The organism is Micromonospora rosaria, from assembly GCF_001567585.1.
GTDB lineage: Bacteria > Actinomycetota > Actinomycetes > Mycobacteriales > Micromonosporaceae > Micromonospora > Micromonospora rosaria.
Map to the genome: position 1 here is coordinate 25,562 of NZ_LRQV01000027.1, position 16,366 is coordinate 41,927.

The window sequence follows — 16,366 nt, forward strand, 5'->3', positions numbered from 1 at the left end:
CCACCCCCTCCACACCGCCGGGCCCGACCGGGCCCGGCGTCGGTGGACCGTACCCGAGAACCAGCGAGGCCCGATGAGAACTGTCAACCTGACGCTCCCCCTCTATCCGTTCATGCCGGTCGGCAACGTGTGGGCCTGGGACTCCCCCTTCCAGCTCACGCCGGTGACGACCCACGAACGGCAGGGCGTGGCGACCCACCAGATGAGCTTCCACAGCGAGGCGGGCACCCGGCTGATGCTCGGCGCCTGCTACGACGACGACGCGCCCCGCATCCACGAACTCGACTACGGCACGCTGGTCAACCGGGAGACCGTCGTCATCGACATCCCGAAGCAGGCCGGCGAGGAGATCGAGCCCGACGACATCGACCGCGCCGTCGTCGGCGACCCCGACTACCGCGACGGCGACGCCGTGCTGCTGCGCACCGGCTGGGGCGACGACGAGCGGTACCGCACCCTCGGCGACGAGTACGCCACCACCACCCCGCACTTCTCCCTGGACGGCGCCAAGCGGCTCGCCGAGGTGATGACCGCACGCGGCAGCGACCTGATGCTGACCGACTGCGCCTACATCGGCAACCTCGGCGAGGGCTTCATGTTCCCGGAGTGGGCCTCCCGCAAGCCGTGGGACCGCCCGCCGTTCCCGTCCCCGCAGGCCCGCATCTACATGCGGCACTACACGCCGGCGCGCGGTGCCGGTGGCGGCGCGCCGGACTGGGGGTCGTCGGTCGTGCTGCACCTCGCGATGTCCCCGGTCGCCGCCGTCGCCAACTGCGGCGCGCTGCGCAGCAAGCGGGTACGGGTCACCGTCCTGCCCCTGTTCCTCGCCGGAGCCGAGGGCGCTCCGTGCACCGTACTGGCCGTCGACGGCGACGAGGCGGGAGAGGCCTGATGACCCTGCGCACCGTGAACCTGACCCGCCCGATCACCACCGACTCCCCGGCCGGCAGCCTCTTCCCCTGGGAGGCGCCGTACCGGACCGAGGAGATCGCGACGCTGACCTACAACGGCGCGAACCTCTTCCACATCACCATGGGCAGCGGCTCGGCCACCCGGCTGCTGGGCCCGGCGCTCGGCTCCCCGTCCGGCGCCACCGTCGACCAACTGCCGCCGCAGCGGCTGGTCGACCGGGCCGCGGTCGTCGTGTCCTGCCCGACCGGGCCGGGCGGCGAGATCTCCGCCGACGCGGTGCGCGTCGCCCTGGCCGACGCCGACCTGCGCAGCGGCGACGCGGTCGTCCTCGCCACCGGCTGGGGCGACGACCCGGGCCGGTTCGCCGACGAGGCGTACTACCTCGACGGGCCGTACCTCGGCGTCGAGGCGGCGCGGGCCCTGGTCGAGATCCTCGGCGCGAACTCCTCGGACCTGCTGCTGACCGACTGCCTCTACCTCGACCGGCCGGGCGGCGACCACGCCCGGACCGAGTGGACCGCACTCCAGCCCTGGCTGCGCCCGGCGTACCCGTCGGACGCCGCCCGGACCTACCTCGCGCACTACCGGCCGGACAAGGTACGGCACGACTGGGCCGCCACCCTGGCCCTGACCGGGTCCGTCTGGACCGTGGCCGGCCTGGTCGGATGCGGCACCCTCGCCGGGCGCCGGGTCCGGCTCACCCTCGCCCCGCTCAACGTCCACGGCGTCGGCGAGGTGCCCTGCACCGTGATCGCACAGGTTCCCGGCGACGACGGTGCCCCCGCAGAACCGGTCTTCTCGTCAGGAGAACCGACATGAAGCGTTCCATCCGATCGATGACACGGACCGTGGCGATAGCCCTGACCGCGACCCTGGCCGTCACCGCGTGCGGTGCGGGCGGCGGCGGGAACCAGGGCCCGGAGTACACCGGCGACACCTTCGACTGGAAGCGCTACGACGGCCAGTCGATCAAGGTCTACGTGGCCGACACCGGCCAGGTGGAGAGCCTGCGCGCCGGGCTCGCCGAGTTCACCCAACTCACCGGCATCACCGTCGAGATCGAGGGTTCCGACGTCACCAGCTACCGGCAGAACCTGCCGGTCCGGCTCACCTCGCGGGCCTCGGACTTCGACGTCATGGCGACCTTCCCCGAGGTCGACGGCCTGCAGTTCGCCAAGAACGGCTGGTACACCGACCTCGGCCCGTACCTGGACAACCCGGGGACGACCCACCCGGAGTACGACTTCGAGGACTTCCGCGCCGGCATCCGCAAGGCGATGACCGTCGAGGACAAGACCGTCACCGTCCTGTGGGAGATGCAGACCGACCTGGTCTACTACCGCAAGGACCTGCTGAAAAAGGCCGGCCTGCCGGTGCCGACCACGTTCGCCGAGTGGGACGCCGCCGCCGCGACGGTGCACGACCCCGGCAACCGGCTGTACGGCTTCGCGCTGCGCGGCATCCCGTACCAGACGACCACCCCCTTCTCCTCCTTCCTGTACGCGCACTGCGGCGAGTGGGTCACCGACGGCAGGGCGGCGCTCAACACCCCCGAGGCGCTCAAGGCGTACGAGGTGTACGGCCAGCTCGGTGCGAAGTACGGCCCGCCCGGCATCTCCGGCTTCGACTGGCCGGTACCGTCCCAGCAGTTCGCGCAGGGCAACGTCTTCGCGTTCCTGGACGTGAACCTGTTCGTCAAGGACCTGGAGGACCCGACCAAGTCCCGGGTCGCCGGCAAGATCGGCTACACCACCGTGCCGCGCGCCGACTGCGACCCGGCGCCGTTCGTCGGTGGCTGGGGCTACGGCATCAACCCGTTCTCCGCCAAGGGTGACGCCGCCTGGTACTTCATCCAGTGGGCCACCGGCAAGCAGATGAACCACGCCCTGAAGCTCACCGGCTGGCCCAGCCCCCGCGCGTCGGCCTGGGAGTCGCCGGAGTTCACGCAGGCCGACACGACGCCCGAGTTCACGCAGGTGGTGCTCAGCAGCACGGAGTCGGCACGGGCCCGGATGAACCCGCCCGTGACCCCCGGTGTCGAGGCCCGGGAGATCGCCGGGCTGGTCGCCAACAAGGGCCTGGAGGGCCAGACCGGCGGCGCTCTGAAGCAGACGGCGGACCAGCAGAACAGCAAGCTGCAGGGTCTGCTCGACGCGATGCGTTGATGACCGGCCGCGGCCGGAGGCCCCCACCTCCGGCCGCGGACCTCGCAAGGGAGGACCTGGTCCCGATGGCCCAGCTCACCGAAAGTCCCCCGCCGCCCACCCGGAAGACCCCGGCACCGCAGCCGGCCCGCCGGAGGCTGCTCGACGTCCTGGACCGCTACGACCGCTACATCCTGCCGGCGCCGGCCCTGATCGTCGTCGTGGCGATGCTGGCGTTCCCGATCGGTTACACCATCTATCTCAGCTTCCACGAGTGGTCCGGCGGCCTGCGTCCACCGGAGTTCGTCGGCCTGGACAACGTGACCCGGTCGCTGACCGACGGCCAGTTCTGGGGCAGCATCTGGCGCACCGTCTACTTCGTCACGCTCTCGGTCGGCCTGCAGGTCGTCCTCGGCGTCGGGGCCGCGCTGCTGTTCCACCAGCGGTTCCCCGGCCGGGGCATGGCCCGCACCCTCTTCATGTTCCCGATGATCGCGACGCCGGCCGCCGTCGCCCTCGTCTGGAAGATGATGTTCGACCCGACCATCGGCATCCTCAACTACCTCGTGCAGTCCGTCGGTGGACCGACGCTGCTGTGGGTCAGCGACGCCAACCTCGTCATCCCGGCCCTGGCCATCGTGGACACCTGGATGTGGACGCCGCTGGTGATGTTGATCGTGCTGGCCGGGCTGGCCGCCCTGCCGCAGGAACCGTTCGAGGCCGCCAAGGTCGACGGCGCCGGACCCCTGCGGACCTTCGTCAGCGTCACCCTGCCGCTGCTGAGCCCGGTCATCCTCGTCGCCGCCCTCTTCCGGCTCATCGACGCGATCAAGACGTTCGACATCATCAAGGTCATCACCGACGGCGGTCCCGGCACCGCGTCGGAGACGCTCAACCTGTACGCCTTCAAGCAGGGCCTGTCGTACCTGCACTTCGGGTACGGGTCGATGCTGCTGGTCTGGCTGACCCTGCTGGTCTTCGTCGTCGCGATCGTCTTCACCCGCCTCCGGGCCCGTACCGACCAGGGGTGACCAGATGTCCCAGACCCTGACCCCGCTCCGACCGCCCACGACACCGGCCGCCCGGCCGGCGCCCCGCCCCCGACGCCGGCGGGGGTCGCTCCTGGGCCGGATCGGGCTCGCCGTCGCCGTCACCGTCGCGCTCGCCCCGGCGCTGTTCGTGTTCTTCTGGATGCTGACCTCGTCGTTCAAGCAGCAGGTCGACATCTACACGATCCCGCCGACGTGGTTCGACTTCACCCCCACCCTGGACAACTACCGGGAGGCGCTGACCCGGACGCCGTTCGGCCGGTACATGACCAACAGCCTGGTCGTCGCCACCTGCTCCAGCCTGCTCGGGCTGGTGATCGGTGTGCCGGCGGCGTACAGCATCGCCCGGTACCGGCAGACCAAGCTGTCGCTGTCGCTGCTGACCGCGCGGCTGCTGCCCGGCGTCGCCTACCTGGTGCCGTTCTTCGTCGCGTTCACCGCGTTGCGGATGGTCGGCACCTACCCGGCGCTGATCCTGTCGCACGTCATCATCACGTTCCCGCTCACCGTCTTCATCATGGTGAACTTCTTCGCCGCCCTGCCCCAGGAGATCTACGACGCGGCGGAGGTCGACGGGTGCGGGAAGCTGGAGACCTTCGCCCGGATCGCCGTGCCACTGACCCGGCCGGGCATGCTCACCGCCGGCATCCTGGCGTTCATCTTCTCCTGGAACGACTTCAAGATGGCGCTGATCCTCTCCGACGGCGACAGCCGCACCCTGCCGGTCGCCGTCTTCAACTTCGTCCACGAGGCGTCCCTGGACTGGGGGCCGATGATGGCCTACGCCTCGATCATCATGCTGCCCGTCTTCATCCTCACCCTCGCCGCGCAACGGCACATCGTCACCGGCATGACGATGGGCAGCGTCAAGTGACCCACACCCCCGGAGGCACCGTGACCAGCACCGTACCCACCGTCGTCAGCCACGCCACCCGGCCCGGCCGGATCATCGCCGCGAGCATCAAGCCCGGCGCCCAGCTGACCGACTCCATCGAGCAGGTCTGCCGCGACCACGGCGTGCACACCGCCGTCATCCTCTCGGTGATCGGCACCATCGAGGAGGTCTACCTGCGCAACCCCCGGGACATCACCACCCTGCCGATCCGCCAGGAGCACGAGTTCGCCGACGACATCGACACCGTGGTGCTCCAGCGCCCCATGGAGATCCTCTCCATCCAGGGCAACGTCACCACCCTCGACGGCGAGCTCTGGGCGCACTGCCACGCCCTGTTCTCCGAGGCCGGCGGCAACGTGCGCGGCGGACACGTCTTCCGGGCCACCGTCTGGAGCCAGGGCGAGGTCTTCCTCCAGGAACTGACCGACGTCCGCATCGACCGCGAGTACGACCGGGAGGTCACCGGCCTGCCGCAGATCCGCCTGCACGGCTGCGACGCCGGCCCCGCCGATGGCCGCTGACCCCTGCCTGCTCGGCGTCGACATCGGCACGTCGAGCAGCAAGGGCGTGCTCACCGACCCGGCCGGGACGGTGCTGGCCACCGCGACCCGCCCGCACGGCGTGTCGCGGCCCCGGCCGGGATGGGTGGAGCACGACCCCGAGACGGTGTGGTGGGCGGAGTTCGTCGCCATCGTCCGGGACCTGCTCGCCGTGGCGCCCGCGCCGGTCGCCGCGGTGGCGGTCAGCGGCATCGGCCCGTGCGTCCTGCCGGCCAGCGCCGACGGCCGGCCGCTGCGCGCCGCGATCCTGTACGGCGTCGACACCCGCGCCACCGCCGAGATCGCCGAGCTGACCGGGGCGTTCGGCGCCGACGAGATCGTCCGGCGCGGCGGCAACCGGCTCACCAGCCAGGCGGTCGGCCCGAAGCTGCGCTGGATCCGGCGGCACGAGCCGGACGTGTGGGCGCGCACCCGCCGGTTCTTCATGGCCAGCTCGTTCCTGGTGCACCGGCTCACCGGCGAGTACGTCCTCGACCACCACTCGGCCAGCCAGAGCGACCCGCTCTACGACCTGCACGTCCAGGGGTGGCTGCACGACCGGGCGGCCCAGGTCGCGCCCGGGCTGGAGCTGCCCCGGCTGCTGTGGCCGGCCGAGGTCGCCGGCCGGGTGACCGCAGCCGCCGCCGACGCCACCGGCCTGCCCGAGGGCGTCCCGGTCACCGCCGGCACGATCGACGCCTGGGCCGAGGCCACCAGCGTCGGCGCCACCCGGCCCGGCGACCTGATGCTGATGTACGGCACCACCATGTTCCTCACCCGGGTGGTGCCCGCGCCGGTCGTCCACCCGAGGATGTGGGCCACCACCGGGGTCTTCCCGGGCAGCTTCTGCGTCGCCGGTGGCACCGCCACCTCGGGGGCGGTGGTCGAGTGGCTGCGCGAGCTGACCGGCGGCACCGGCTACGACCGGTTGACCGCCGAGGCCGCCGCGGTGCCGGCCGGGGCCGACGGCCTGGTGGTGCTGCCGTACTTCGCCGGTGAGCGGACCCCGCTGTTCGACGAGAAGGCGCGCGGGGTCGTCACCGGGCTGACCCTCGACCACGGGCGGGGGCACCTGTACCGGGCCGTGCTGGAGGGGACCGCGTACGCGGTGCGGCACCACCTCGATGAGATGGCCGGGCTGCTGGCACCGCCGGAGCGGGTCATCGCGGTCGGCGGCGGCGCCCGCCCGCTGTGGACCCGGATCGTCTCCGACGTCACCGGGCAGCCGCAACTGCTCCCGGAGCAGACGATCGGGGCCAGCTACGGCGACGCCTACCTCGCCGGTCTCGCCGCCGGTGTGGTCGACCGGGCAGACGACTGGACACGGTGGGCCGGTCGGGTCGAGCCGGACCCGGCGACCGCCGACGCCTACCGGCGCGGCTACCCGGCCTACCGCGAGCTGTACCCGGCGACCCGGGACATCGTCCACGCCCTCACGGCGCGGGGGTAGCCGGCGGCGGCCGTGACGGTCGCGCGGCTGTCAGCCGAAGGTGCGTCAGGCCGGACCCGGGGGGTCGCCGCTGTACTGGTCGCGGATCGCTCCCCTCGGAAAGGAGTCGTCATGCGACTGCGGCTCGTGGCCGCCGCGGCGTCGGCCGCGGCGACCCTGATGGTGCTCGCGGTGGGGTACCCCGCCCTCGGCGCGGGGGTGGGGTGGGCGCGGGGCGAGGTCCCGACACCCCCCACCGTGGCACCCTCCCCGTCACCGTCCCCCTCGCCCGCCGTGCACACCCTGTACCGGGTCGGCGGCATCGGCTGTGACGGGCACCCCCAGCACGAGGCGGCCGGCACGGTCGCCCTGACCCTCGTCGAGGACGGGCTGCGGGTCAGCGTCGAGGTCACCGACACGCTCTACCCGGGACAGCCGTTCAGCGTCGAGGCGTGGGAGCACGCCTCCGGCTGCTACCCGGACAACGCGCTCAAGGTGCCGGGCGTGGGCCTCACCACGAACTCCGCCGGTGCCGGCGCCACCGCCTTCACGCTCCCCTTCCCGTACGGCCGGACCTTCCCCGACGGCAGCACGGTCACCCTCGGCGACGGTGTCGGCACCGAACAGCTCGTCCTGGTGCTCGACCGGACCGACTCGACCGGCGCCGGGGACTCGTACGCGGCCGGCCCGCTGCCGCTGCCGAGCGCGCCGCCCGGCGACGACGACCGGGACGGCGTACCCGACGACCGGGACCGCTGCCCCGACTCCCACCCCGGCTACCCGGTCGACGGGATCGGCTGCGCCCGCCCGCTGGAGGTCGACTGGTCGGTGCCGGCCCGGTTCACCGGCACCCCGTCGAACACCCCGGCGCAGGTGCGCCACACGTCGTACCCGGCGACCCTCACCATCGGCTTCCCCGACGGGGCGCCGTGCGACCCCGCCCTGAGCTACCGTGTCTCGACCGGTGGCCGCGACCACCTCCTCACCGGCGGCTGCGACCTGGCCGTGTCGTACGACTCCGAGGGCCCGCACGTCGTCGAGGTGCACGCCACCGCCGGCGGGCGGGAGGTGGCCGGCGGGGCCCGCGCGCTCCGGGTCGAGGACCTGCTGCTCGTGGTGCTCGGCGACTCGGTGACGGCCGGTGAGGGCAACCCCGCGCCGGGCGGCGGGTGGCAGGACACCCGCTGCCACCGCTCGGCCGCAGCCGGCGCGTTGGGCACGGCGGCGGCCCTGGAACAGGCGGACCGGCGCAGCTCGGTCACCGTGGTGCACCTGGCCTGCACCGGCGCGTCGGTCGACGCCGGGCTGCTGGGCGACTTCGCCGGCATCACGGGGTTGCCGGGCCGACCGATCCCGGCCCAGGTGCCCGAGGCGAAGCGGGTCATCGGCGACCGGCAGCCGGACGCGGTGCTGGTCAGCGTGGGCATCAACGACACCCGGGTGGTCACCGACGTCCTCACCCCCTGCCTGCTGATCCCGCTGCACGACTGTCGCCGCCCGGCCGCGTTCGACCGCAGCCTCGCCGGGATGCCCGCCCGGTACGACCGGCTCGCCGCCGCGGTGACCCGTACCTTCGGGACGGCCGCGTCCGACGTCTACCTCACCGAGTACTTCAATCCGTTGCGCAGGGGCCCGGTCGAGCCGTGCCGGGTGCTGAACCTGTCGCCGGACGAGTCGGCGTGGGCGGAGAGCCACGTGCTGGGGCGGCTCAACGCCACCGGCGCGGCGGCGGCGCGACGCCACGGCTGGCGGTACGTCTCCGGGATGTTCGACGAGTTCACCAGCCACGGGTACTGCGCGGCGAGCCCGTCGCGCTGGGTGCGCACGATGCCGGAGTCGCTGACCGGGCAGGGCGACGTGTTGGGCGCGTTCCACCCCAACGAGGCGGGCCAGCGCAGCTACGCACGGCACCTGGAGGACGCGCTGCGGCACCTGGTCGAGTAGCCGGACCTGCCCGGGGGCGGCGTCGCCCGGCGCCTCCCCCGGGCCGGCCGCTCACCGGCCGGACGGTGGTGGCGGGGCCGCCGCCCGTGACTGGTAGTCGCCGACCTCGTCGGCCCGGATCAGGCCGTCCTCGATCGCCCGGGCCAGCAGCGCGGTCTTGGTGGGGGCGGGGCGGCCGACCTTCGCGAACTTGATCCGGGCCCGGTCGATGTACTGCCGCACCGTCGCCTCGCTGAGACCCATCCGGCTGGCCACCGACGACTTCGACATCGACTGGAACCACAGCAGCAGCGCGGTCCGCTCGCGGGCCGACAGGTGGGGCCGCTGGACCGCCTCCTCGGCCAGCATCGCCCCGGCCACCGAGGGCGTGACGTAGGGGCGGTCGGCGGCGACCGCGACGATCGTCTCGACGCAGTGCTCGCCGCTCTCGTACTTGGCGATGAAGCTGGCCGCGCCCGCCTCGGTGACGGCCATGATGGTCCTCGGGTCGTCGTGGTTGGAGTAGACGACGACCCGCCGCCCGTCGGCGCAGAGGGCGGCGACCTGGTCGGTCACCAGCACGCCGTTGAGTTCGAGGTCCAGCAGCAGCACGTCGGCGTCCCGGCCGGGGCCGTCGAGGACGGCGGCGATGGTGGGGCCGCTGGCGACGACCTCGGCCCGGCGCAGCGGGTCCTGCTCGATCCAGGAGCGGATGCCCTGGACCGCCACCGGCTGGTCCTCCACGACCGCGACGGTCACCTTGCGGGCCACCGCGTCTCGATCCATATCCGCCCATCCTCTCGGTGCTGGTCGACGACGACGTCAGGGTGGTGGTGCACGACGACCTCCGGGGCGTCGGCGACGACGCTGAGGACCACGCCCGTGCCGCTGCCGACGACCGTCACCCGGGCGTACGTCCGGGCACCGCTGAGCACCTCGATCGGTGCCTCCGTCAGCGCCCGGCGCACGGCCACCGGCGGTACGGGCAGCGTCCCCACCGCGTGCAGCGAGACCATGACCCCCCGTCGTTCGGCGACGTCGGCGCAGGCGCGTACCTCGTGCAGCAGCGGTTCGGGGGTGTCGTCGGTCTCCGCGATGAGGCGACGCAGCCGGGCGGCCCCCACCGCGCAGCGGTGCCGCAGCCCGGGGTCGGCGGGGTCCGCCCCGGCGGCCAGGTCGGCGAGGATCGGCGCGGTGGAGAGCCGCAGTGTCTGGTACCGCTCGGCGCGGGCCAACGCCACCACCTCGATCGCGGTTCGCCGGGCCAGCGCCTCGGCCCGCCGGGTCGAGTTCTCGGCGGCCCACCGGGCGGCCGTGTCGAAGCCCCGGGTGCCGACGCTGTAGCCCAGTTGCAGCGTCACGCTGCCCAGCACCACCATGACGTACCGGGCGAAGGTGATCCGGTCGAGCGCGTCCGTCACGACCAGCACCGTGAGCATCAGCAGCGCGTTGGCCAGGAGGAACGCCACCAGGTCGGCCAGCGGGCGTCGCCACAGCACGATCACGGCGAGCCAGCCCACCGAGCCGGTGGCCCAGTTGGCGGGGGTGTCGAGCGTCCCGGGTGGACAGGCGACGAGGACCGCCGCGGCGCTGCCCAGCGCGGCACCGGCGAGCAGCCAGGCGACGGACCGCCGGACCGTCCCGGTGAGCAGCGGCACCGCCCCGACCGTGCCGACGACGAGGTACGCCAGCCAGGCGGCGACCGCCAGCCAGGGCCACCGGTACACCGACCAGTTCGTGACGGTCGACGGCAGGTCGAACCCGAAATGCCAGCAGCCGGCGATGACGACGGCGGCGATCGTCGCCCCGCGCGCGTACCGGGCCGCGACCTGTGCCGTCACGTCGGTCACCGCCGCGTCGACCGCCGGCACGGCGGCGGTCACCGGGGCCACCACAGCAGCACCGTCGTGCCCCGGCCCACGGTGGAGCGGACCTCGGCGTCGCCGCCCACGGACCGCATCCGGCCGACGATCGCCTCCCGGACCCCGTACCGGTGGACCGGCACCCGGCCCGGGTCGAACCCCGCGCCGTCGTCGGTGATCTCGACCCGGATCCGACCGTCGTCGGTCGACAACCGCGCCTCGACCCGGGTGGCGCGGGCGTGCCGGGTGACGTTGGCGAGCGCCTCGACGGTGGCGCCGGTGACGGCGGCGGCGACCGGCGCCCGGGTGGGGCAGGCCGCGAGGTGCCAGTCGACCGGCAGGCCGGCGGGGGCGCCGGCGGCGCGCAGGTGGGCGTCGAGCGCCACCGTCTCGTCGGCGCGCAGGGTCCGGCCCACCTGCCCGATCAGCGTCAGTTCGGTGGCGGCCCGCTCGCGGAGCATGCCGGAGCTGGCCGGTACGCCGCCGGTGCCGATGGTGACCAGGGTGGCCAGCACCGTGTCGTGCATGCGGCGGTTCTGCTCCCGCTCGTCGGCCCGCCGGGCTCGTTCCGCCTCGGCGGCCTGCTGGGCGGCACGGGCGGCGGCCAACGTCGCGTCGGCGGCGGTGGCGGCCCGCCGCAACACCGTCATCAGCGCCGCCGTGGCCACCACCTGCACCACCTGGATGCCGGCGGGGACCAGTCCCCCGTCGGCCGCCTCGGCCCACCGCGCGCCGGTCAGGTGCGCGCCGACGACCACGAGCCCCGCCGGCACCGCGACCGGTGGTCGCCAGGCGAAGTTCGCGACCACGATGCTCATGGTCGCCAGGCCGGCGACCCAGCTCAGCCCGCCGGGCAGGATCGGCCCGGCGACCAGGGTCCCCTGGGCCAGGCAGAGCACCGCGGTGACGGCCAGGTCCACGGTCATCAGCCAGCCCCGCAGGCCGGTGGTCGCGGCGACCCAGGCGAAGACCGCCGACCAGCCGACGCTCACCAGCACGGCGACGACCACCGGCGCCGGCCGGACCGGGGGCACGATGCCCACCAGGGCGGCGGCGCCGCCGACGACCGCGACCGTGGTCCGCATCGCCGCACCACATCGGGCGGTGATCCGGTCCAACGCGTCGTGCGCGGGGGTCATCGCCGCCGCATCGCTCACCGGCCCGGGTGAGTCGCGCGTCGACATACCTCATGGCATCACGCGCGTCCGGCGCTCACGACCTCCGAACGGATGACAGCCGAACTGCCGTCGGGTGATCCGAGGACGTCGCTGCTTGACTGAGTCATCGACCGTCGTCAGACCGGTTCGTGATCGGGCGCGGTACGGCCGGTGGACCGTGTCGGGCGGTTTTCCTGATCGGAAGGGAGGTGAGTCAGGTGATTGTCTCAGCGGGAGTGACGGTGGCCCTGATCCACATGGCGATCCGCGGCGTCTCGGAGACCGTCAAGAGGGATCCGGAAGGCGTCCGGGAGGCGGCCAGAATGGTCGGCAAGGGTGCCTGGAAGGTGGCCCGGTGGACGGCCGGCGCCGCCGCCGCAGGCGTCGTCGGAGACGAGGCGGCACGCGTCATCCGCGGTTCGTGACCAGGAGCGGCCGGGTACGGGGTACCCGGCCGCCACTGTTTCTCCACCGCTGTTCTCTCCGCCGCTGCACAGCGGCTCGCCGAATGGGTCCGGCGGCCACCACCGGACAATGGCGGACGGGCCGGCGACCAGGTCGAGCGGACGGACCGGTGGTGCACGACGAACGCCGACGCCCGTCGCCATGTCGTCGCGATCTCGTCCACCCGTCCGGTGCGGTCGGCGCGACTCCGGAGAACCGTTCGTTCGACGATCGTCCCGATATTCCCCGGCCGTGCCGCCGGGGCCGCGCCGACGGTCAACGGTTTCCCGTGGCAATCCCGAGGAAAAGAAAACCACCGGGCACGGTGCGACGGTGCGACGGCGCGGACGTCGGGGTCGCGGAACGCCCATTCCGGAGGCGGCAGCCAGGGGCGTTCCGGTCCACCGCCCGGACACGACGGGGGTTCCCGACCAACCCGACCAACTCGGTCCACATCGCCCCCCAATAGACGATCATTGATATTTAGCGCTATAGATGTGATGCTGGTCCGTGGAAGCGCTTCCACGACGTCACGGAACACCGAGGAACGGAGGACGTACGATGCAGTCACCCCAGCCCGACCAGGCCGGCCGGCGATCCCGGTCCGCCGTCCGACAGCCTCTCCGGGCGCTTGCCCTGCTGCTCACCCTGGTGGTCGGCGTGCTGCCCTGGGCCAGTCCGGCCCAGGCCCACGGCACCATCGTCAACCCGGCGTCCCGCGCCTACCAGTGCTGGCAGACCTGGGGCAGCAACCACACCAACCCGGCCATGCAGCAGCAGGACCCGATGTGCTGGCAGGCCTTCCAGTCCAACCCCGACACCATGTGGAACTGGATGAGCGCGCTGCGCGACGGCCTCGGGGGGAACTTCCAGGGCAGCACCCCCGACGGGCAGCTGTGCAGCAACGGCCTGTCCCGCAACAACAGCCTGAACCAGCCCGGCGCGTGGAAGCGGACCAACATCAGCCGCAACTTCACGGTCCACCTGTACGACCAGGCCAGTCACGGCGCGGACTTCTTCCGGGTCTACGTCAGCAAGAACGGGTTCAACCCCGCCACCCAGCGCCTCGGGTGGGGCAACCTCGACTTCATCACGCAGACCGGCCGCTACGCACCGGCACAGAACATCTCGTTCAACGTCTCGACCTCCGGCTACACCGGACACCACATCGTCTTCGTCATCTGGCAGGCCTCGCACCTCGACCAGACCTACATGTGGTGCAGCGACGTGAACTTCACCTGATCCGCCCCGCCGACAACCGGTGGCAGCGCCGCGGCCCGGGACCCGTCCCGGGCCGCACCGGTGTCGCCGGTCGGGCCTGCGGATGCCGACGGCCGGGCGGCCGGCGCGCACCGGGGCCCGACACGGCGGCGGTGACCGTGCCGGCGCGTGTGCGCGGGCGGCCCGCCGACTAGGCTGGACCCTGTGATCCGGGCTGTGATCGTGGACGTCGACGACACCCTCTGCCTCACCCAGGCCGCCTCGTTCGCGCTGGAGAACGAGGTCCTGGCCCAGATGGGCCGACCGCCGATGCCACGGGCCCTGCACCTGTCCACCTGGGGCCAACCGCTGTTGGACGCCATGCCCACCCGGTCACCCGGCCTCGACCTCGCCCGGTTCTCGGCGCTCTACCAGGCCGCGCTGGAGCGGTACGTCGCCGACGGCCGGCTGGACGTCATCCCGCCGGACAACCTGCGGGCGCTGGACGAGTTCGTGCTCACCGGCCGGGCGGTGTTCCTGTTGACCTCGCGGACCGAGGACGAGGTCCGGCACATGCTGGAGCCGGACCACGTGCTGGCCGAACGGGTCAGCGGCATCTACCACGCCGGCAACACCCGATTCCGCAAACCCGACCCGCGCGCCTTCGACGAGCTGCTCGCCACGACCGGGATCCCGCCGGAGCAGTGCGTCTACGTCGGGGACTCGCCGGGCGACGCGGTGGCGGCCGGCGGGGCGGGCATGCACTTCGTCGGCTGCCTGCAGAGCGGGGTACGCACGCCGGAGGACTTCGACCTCCGGCACGTGGACGCCTTCATCGACGCCTTTCCCGACATCGTCGAGGCCGTCCACCGACTCGACCGGGCCCGGCTCTCGGCCCCCGGCGGATAGCCGGGAACCCGGAGCCGGCTCGGGCGCGACGGGACGGCCGACGACCCGTTCCCGGCGCGGCCGGGCCGGCCGCCTGCGCCAGCCAGCCCGCCGGGCGGGCCCGGGTCACTCCAGCAGCAGCACCGGGATGCCGTCGCGCACCGGGAACGCCAGGCCGCACCGGACACAGCGCAGCCGCTCCCCGGCACGGCGGAGGTCGCCCCCGTCCGCCGGGCAGCACAGGACGTCGAGAAGCTCCTGATCGAGGTGCATGGTCCCTCCCAGGGGTGGCGTACGCGGTGGTGGGCCATACCGGAGGTGCCGGGCGGCACCGGATGGTCGGCGCGCTTTCCCGGGCGCTCAAAAGGGTAGCGGGAGGCGGACCCGTTGGCCAGCGGTCGCGCGATGATCTATTCTGGAGCGACGAATCCACCGGCTCCCGAGATCGAATTTCCGTCGGGCGGCAATATTGATCCGGGGAATCCCACTGACGATTTCCTCAGCGGATCTCCAGGGAGACTCCACGGAAGAACAGCATTGACGGTGATGAGTGTCACCGTTATGGTCTGGTACCGCTGGAACTTTCGTCGACCGGTTCGGTCCGCGAATGCGCGCATCCGCTCCCGGCTTCCCACGAATGATCGGGGAAACGCATGTCCGAAAGCCAGGCCAGCCCTCCGCTGAGGTACGCGATCTCCGTTCCTCCGCACGGCGACTACGGCGATCCGCGATTCCTGGTGACCCTCGCCCGCGAGGCCGAGGAGGCCGGCTGGGACGGCTTCTTCCTCTGGGACCACCTGGCGTTCATGCGCGGGTTCGAGGGACCCATCGTGGACCCCTGGATCAGTCTCGCCGCCATTGCCACCGCGACCACCCGCATCCGCTTCGGGCCCATGGTGACGCCGCTGGCCAGACGCCGGCCGTGGAAGGTCGCCCGGGAGACCGTCACGCTCGACCACCTGTCGCAGGGCCGGCTGATCCTCGGTGTCGGGCTGGGCTATCCCCGCGATTCCGAGTTCGAGGACTTCGGCGAGGACGGCGACGAACGGGTGCGCGCCGAGAAACTGGACGAGGCCCTGGACGTCATCGAGGGGCTGTGGTCGGGCAAACCGTTCAGCTACACGGGCCGCCATTTCCAGATCCGGGACTGCACCTTTCTGCCCCGCCCGGTGCAGGAGCCACGAATTCCCATCTGGGTCGGCGGTTACTGGCCGAACCGCCCGCCCTTCCGCCGGGCTGCCCGGTGGGACGGCGTGCTGCCCGGCCGGCTCTCCCTGGAACGGCGACGCACCTGGACCCCCACCATGATCCCCGTCGACCAGTACCGGGAGATCGCGTCCTTCGTCACCGACCGGCGGACCCAGGACGGGCCCTTCGACTTCGCCATCGGCGGCTACACCGACGGCGACGGCGGGCCCGCCGACCGGGAGCGGGTGCGCACGTACGCGGAGGCCGGCCTCACCTGGTGGGTGGAGAACCTCCACGGCTTCCGGGGCGACCTGGCGCAGATGCGCCGCCGGGTCGCGCTCGGCCCGCCCCGACCCTGACCACGGTCCACCGTGTCCGGCCGCGCCCCCCGCGGTCGGCCGACCACCCCTCGCCCCCGGAGGATCCCCATGCAGGCAGACATCGTGCAGGTGGGCACCAAGCTGGTCTACCAGGACGACCGGGTCCGCATCTGGACGCTCGACCTCGCCCCCGGCGAGGAGACCACCGTCCACCAGCACCCCTGCGACTACGTCTACGTGGTGCTCAGCCCCGGCCAGACGGAAACCGTGGTCACCGACGGCACCGTGCTGCCCGGCGACGACGCGGTCGGCGACGCGGTCTACCACGAGGCGGGCAAGCCCCACCTGCTGCGCAACGTCGGCGACACGCCGTACGCGAACGTCATCGTCGAACTCCTCTCCACCGGGCGGTGACG

General features: G+C 72.6%; 17 protein-coding genes. 13 read left to right on the forward strand and 4 right to left on the reverse strand.

The features are described from left to right. Positions 1–73: 73 nt before the first annotated feature. From AWW66_RS10380 to AWW66_RS10415, 8 genes are all read left to right on the forward strand, one after another. On the forward strand, positions 74–892 hold the full coding sequence (locus tag AWW66_RS10380; protein ID WP_083978378.1) for a cyclase family protein: 819 nt from the start codon (positions 74–76) through the stop codon (positions 890–892). Further along, positions 892–1,731, forward strand: coding sequence for a cyclase family protein (locus AWW66_RS10385; RefSeq protein WP_067363377.1), 840 nt, complete (start codon positions 892–894; stop codon positions 1,729–1,731). The genes AWW66_RS10380 and AWW66_RS10385 overlap by 1 nt, the downstream gene beginning before the upstream one ends. 17 nt (positions 1,732–1,748) lie before the next feature. Continuing rightward, the gene (locus tag AWW66_RS10390) at positions 1,749–3,077 is read left to right on the forward strand and encodes an ABC transporter substrate-binding protein (RefSeq protein WP_067363380.1); all 1,329 of its coding nucleotides are present in this window, start codon (positions 1,749–1,751) and stop codon (positions 3,075–3,077) included. Positions 3,078–3,142: 65 nt separating this feature from the next. Further along, positions 3,143–4,087 carry a carbohydrate ABC transporter permease gene (locus tag AWW66_RS10395; RefSeq protein ID WP_067363383.1) on the forward strand — a complete coding sequence of 315 codons (945 nt, stop codon included), beginning with the start codon at positions 3,143–3,145 and terminating at the stop codon, positions 4,085–4,087. A gap of 4 nt (positions 4,088–4,091) precedes the next feature. After that, complete coding sequence (locus AWW66_RS10400; protein WP_083978380.1) at positions 4,092–4,979, forward strand: carbohydrate ABC transporter permease; 888 nt, start codon at positions 4,092–4,094, stop codon at positions 4,977–4,979. A gap of 20 nt (positions 4,980–4,999) precedes the next feature. Next, complete coding sequence (locus tag AWW66_RS34330) at positions 5,000–5,521, forward strand: PPC domain-containing DNA-binding protein (RefSeq protein WP_169807090.1); 522 nt, start codon at positions 5,000–5,002, stop codon at positions 5,519–5,521. Beyond that, positions 5,511–6,989, forward strand: coding sequence for an FGGY-family carbohydrate kinase (locus AWW66_RS10410; protein WP_067363389.1), 1,479 nt, complete (start codon positions 5,511–5,513; stop codon positions 6,987–6,989). The genes AWW66_RS34330 and AWW66_RS10410 overlap by 11 nt, the downstream gene beginning before the upstream one ends. Before the next feature lie 111 nt (positions 6,990–7,100). Continuing rightward, the gene (locus AWW66_RS10415; protein ID WP_067363392.1) at positions 7,101–8,912 is read left to right on the forward strand and encodes a GDSL-type esterase/lipase family protein; all 1,812 of its coding nucleotides are present in this window, start codon (positions 7,101–7,103) and stop codon (positions 8,910–8,912) included. 51 nt (positions 8,913–8,963) lie between these two features. On the opposite strand, the gene AWW66_RS10420 is transcribed toward AWW66_RS10415, so the two are convergent. From AWW66_RS10420 to AWW66_RS10430, 3 genes are read right to left on the reverse strand one after another with little or no spacing between them, the layout of a single operon-like run. Further along, complete coding sequence (locus tag AWW66_RS10420; protein WP_067363394.1) at positions 8,964–9,677, reverse strand: response regulator transcription factor; 714 nt, start codon at positions 9,675–9,677, stop codon at positions 8,964–8,966. Then, entirely contained in the window at positions 9,647–10,774 is a 1,128-nt protein-coding gene (locus AWW66_RS10425) for a hypothetical protein (protein ID WP_157527345.1), read from the reverse strand. Before AWW66_RS10425 ends, AWW66_RS10420 begins: the two co-directional genes overlap by 31 nt. After that, on the reverse strand, positions 10,771–11,910 hold the full coding sequence (locus AWW66_RS10430; RefSeq protein WP_211271905.1) for a sensor histidine kinase: 1,140 nt from the start codon (positions 11,908–11,910) through the stop codon (positions 10,771–10,773). Before AWW66_RS10430 ends, AWW66_RS10425 begins: the two co-directional genes overlap by 4 nt. Before the next feature lie 242 nt (positions 11,911–12,152). Between AWW66_RS10430 and AWW66_RS10435 the strand changes: the two genes are divergently transcribed. The 3 genes from AWW66_RS10435 to AWW66_RS10445 all read left to right on the forward strand — a co-directional run bounded on the left by AWW66_RS10435 (position 12,153) and on the right by AWW66_RS10445 (position 14,463). Next, complete coding sequence (locus AWW66_RS10435) at positions 12,153–12,335, forward strand: hypothetical protein (protein WP_157527349.1); 183 nt, start codon at positions 12,153–12,155, stop codon at positions 12,333–12,335. A gap of 580 nt (positions 12,336–12,915) precedes the next feature. Beyond that, positions 12,916–13,596, forward strand: coding sequence for a lytic polysaccharide monooxygenase auxiliary activity family 9 protein (locus tag AWW66_RS10440; RefSeq protein WP_067363406.1), 681 nt, complete (start codon positions 12,916–12,918; stop codon positions 13,594–13,596). 183 nt (positions 13,597–13,779) lie between these two features. Further along, positions 13,780–14,463, forward strand: a complete 684-nt coding sequence (locus AWW66_RS10445) for an HAD family hydrolase (protein WP_245648145.1) — start codon at positions 13,780–13,782, stop codon at positions 14,461–14,463. A gap of 105 nt (positions 14,464–14,568) precedes the next feature. Here AWW66_RS10445 and AWW66_RS32600 read toward each other — a convergent pair whose 3' ends face one another. Then, entirely contained in the window at positions 14,569–14,715 is a 147-nt protein-coding gene (locus AWW66_RS32600) for a Trm112 family protein (protein WP_083978382.1), read from the reverse strand. A gap of 380 nt (positions 14,716–15,095) precedes the next feature. Here AWW66_RS32600 and AWW66_RS10450 point away from each other — a divergent pair, with 380 nt between their 5' ends. Together AWW66_RS10450 and AWW66_RS10455 are read left to right on the forward strand one after the other, a co-directional pair. Further along, the gene (locus AWW66_RS10450; RefSeq protein WP_083978383.1) at positions 15,096–15,989 is read left to right on the forward strand and encodes an LLM class flavin-dependent oxidoreductase; all 894 of its coding nucleotides are present in this window, start codon (positions 15,096–15,098) and stop codon (positions 15,987–15,989) included. Between the two features lie 69 nt (positions 15,990–16,058). After that, the gene (locus AWW66_RS10455; RefSeq protein ID WP_067363411.1) at positions 16,059–16,364 is read left to right on the forward strand and encodes a cupin domain-containing protein; all 306 of its coding nucleotides are present in this window, start codon (positions 16,059–16,061) and stop codon (positions 16,362–16,364) included. Positions 16,365–16,366: the final 2 nt, after the last annotated feature.

What these genes read in the sequence shown, in the direction of transcription:
- AWW66_RS10415 (WP_067363392.1), top strand. Translation starts at nt 7,101, where the DNA reads ATGCGACTGCGGCTCGTGGCCGCCGCGGCGTCGGCCGCGGCGACCCTG.
- AWW66_RS10400 (WP_083978380.1), top strand. Translation starts at nt 4,092, where the DNA reads ATGTCCCAGACCCTGACCCCGCTCCGACCGCCCACGACACCGGCCGCC.
- AWW66_RS10380 (WP_083978378.1), top strand. Translation starts at nt 74, where the DNA reads ATGAGAACTGTCAACCTGACGCTCCCCCTCTATCCGTTCATGCCGGTC.
- AWW66_RS10410 (WP_067363389.1), top strand. Translation starts at nt 5,511, where the DNA reads ATGGCCGCTGACCCCTGCCTGCTCGGCGTCGACATCGGCACGTCGAGC.
- AWW66_RS10390 (WP_067363380.1), top strand. Translation starts at nt 1,749, where the DNA reads ATGACACGGACCGTGGCGATAGCCCTGACCGCGACCCTGGCCGTCACC.
- AWW66_RS32600 (WP_083978382.1), bottom strand. Translation starts at nt 14,715, where the DNA reads ATGCACCTCGATCAGGAGCTTCTCGACGTCCTGTGCTGCCCGGCGGAC.
- AWW66_RS10395 (WP_067363383.1), top strand. Translation starts at nt 3,143, where the DNA reads ATGGCCCAGCTCACCGAAAGTCCCCCGCCGCCCACCCGGAAGACCCCG.
- AWW66_RS10420 (WP_067363394.1), bottom strand. Translation starts at nt 9,677, where the DNA reads ATGGATCGAGACGCGGTGGCCCGCAAGGTGACCGTCGCGGTCGTGGAG.
- AWW66_RS10385 (WP_067363377.1), top strand. Translation starts at nt 892, where the DNA reads ATGACCCTGCGCACCGTGAACCTGACCCGCCCGATCACCACCGACTCC.
- AWW66_RS10450 (WP_083978383.1), top strand. Translation starts at nt 15,096, where the DNA reads ATGTCCGAAAGCCAGGCCAGCCCTCCGCTGAGGTACGCGATCTCCGTT.
- AWW66_RS10440 (WP_067363406.1), top strand. Translation starts at nt 12,916, where the DNA reads ATGCAGTCACCCCAGCCCGACCAGGCCGGCCGGCGATCCCGGTCCGCC.
- AWW66_RS10455 (WP_067363411.1), top strand. Translation starts at nt 16,059, where the DNA reads ATGCAGGCAGACATCGTGCAGGTGGGCACCAAGCTGGTCTACCAGGAC.